The sequence below is a fragment of the Haemophilus sp. HMSC61B11 genome (assembly GCF_001838615.1).
Classification (GTDB): domain Bacteria; phylum Pseudomonadota; class Gammaproteobacteria; order Enterobacterales; family Pasteurellaceae; genus Haemophilus_D; species Haemophilus_D parainfluenzae_AD.
Window position 1 is genome coordinate 1372 of the sequence record NZ_KV837964.1, and the last position, 1814, is coordinate 3185.

Consider the following 1814-nt stretch of genomic DNA (forward strand, 5'->3'; position numbering starts at 1 on the left):
CTGTTTACGGCTACCGAACATATAAAAGCTGAAGCGGTTATATTTCATGCCCATCAACGGATCGCCTTTATCCGGCACTGGAATGACAAAAATTTTATGAAATGCCTGCATATAAATCACCCGCTCTTTACGGTTAAGTCGAATTGAGCGGTGGCGAGGATAGAAAAAGAGTACAAATACCAAAAAGATTGGGATTAGCTCAAAGTAAAATACGTGTCTTTTCCAAAAATCTTCTGTTACGTAGGGTTTTCTAAATTCTTCGTAGGGTTCAGGTGGGTATTTTTCAGGATAACGCTGGAAATAAGTTGGATCGTCATCATGTAATCGATACATTTTGTATAGTGTAAAAATCTTTTCATCTGGATTTATAGCCCAAATATAATCATTCTTTATTTCCTTATATACTCCAGATAAGGGGAATTTACCACCTTGATAATCTAAAAATGAAATCACTAATAAAACACCAATAATCAGTGTTCTGAAAAAACCACGTAAATAGCCATCAAAAAATGAATTTTTTACTTCAATCTCATCTTTGTTGATTTGGCGTATCGAAAATCCAAGATCTCGGTATATCTTTTTTAACTGCATATTACTTACCTTTTATATCCAATATTGTTGTATCTGATGTTATATTTTCTGTCGCTTGATTATAACGAGGAATGGAAACTTGTAACTTGAGACGTTCAATTTCATTAGCATTCACCAATAGAGGATTTCCACTCAGAGAATCTCTAATCGACCAATCTTTAAAATATAATATTGCCTGCCCCGACCTATTTTCATCAAAAATAATTTGAGGTTCAGAATACACCTCCAAGAAAGGAGAACGTCTTATTGTAATAGATTTATAATTAATTCTAATTTTTTGTGCTGTCTCTAATGTATTTATATTAGGATGAGTTACTAAAATATGATGCTTATCTATTACTTCAAATTTAATTTTTTCTGTTATAGAGAAGAGCCTTTGCATTTCGACTTTATAATAATTGTATATATTTTTATTTGAAACAAGCTCTTTACTTTTATCAAAAGTATCTAGTTTAAAATCTTTAGGTCTTGATTCTGACCAGTTATAAGCGTCTTCAGCTTCTCCCCAATAATTATCGCTATCTCCCCAAAAGCTATGTTTAATCCAAAGCTCCATATCGCTTTTCTTAAATAATGCTAAACCAATACCGATTAATAACAATATCGCCCCTACATAAGGCAACGCTAATGCTACTATTCGCAATGCTGTACCGGCAAGTGCCACGTTCGCTGATGTGGATGCCATCATGGTTAATGCTGTGCCTAACGTTGCTGGAGATAACGCCATTAAAGCAGAACCAGTACCTCTAGATACCGCCCCCCAATAGTCTATTTCATCGCCTTTATATTTAGCTTCATGGGCATTTGCCACTTCAACTAATACGCCAATACCTGCCAGGGCTGTGCCGAAATTAAACAACCCCGCCCTTGCAGCTTGCCAGCCGCTTGAGAATGTTGCTCCTGTTGCATTATTAATTGCTGTTAAAGACATGCGTTGACCGGCAACCTGCCTAAATTCAAATCCTAACTCACTGTCTGGCGCGACTTTTTCTGTAAATGCTAATAAAGTAGCAAATGCGGCATTATTTGCCCAGCGCCCTTCTTTGGTATAACTGGAATCTTCAGTAAAAAAGCCTAATATAGCTGAAAAAGCAAACAGTTTTGCTGCACCATCAAGTTTGGATGAGAGCTCAGTTACCCGTTTAAAGTCTGAATCATCTACTTTTAAGCCTTTAGGAAGTTCTGTTCTTACAGGAATGAGCTCTTCTGTAGTGAGTTTTTTT

2 pseudogenes are annotated in these 1814 nt (G+C 36.1%); both read right to left on the reverse strand.

Features of this window, described 5'->3' with window-relative positions:
- A pseudogene (locus tag HMPREF3263_RS04135) lies at positions 1 to 591 on the reverse strand (hypothetical protein); the annotation flags it as partial.
- Position 592: 1 nt separating this feature from the next.
- Positions 593 to 1814 (reverse strand): annotated as a pseudogene (locus tag HMPREF3263_RS04140) (hypothetical protein); the annotation flags it as partial.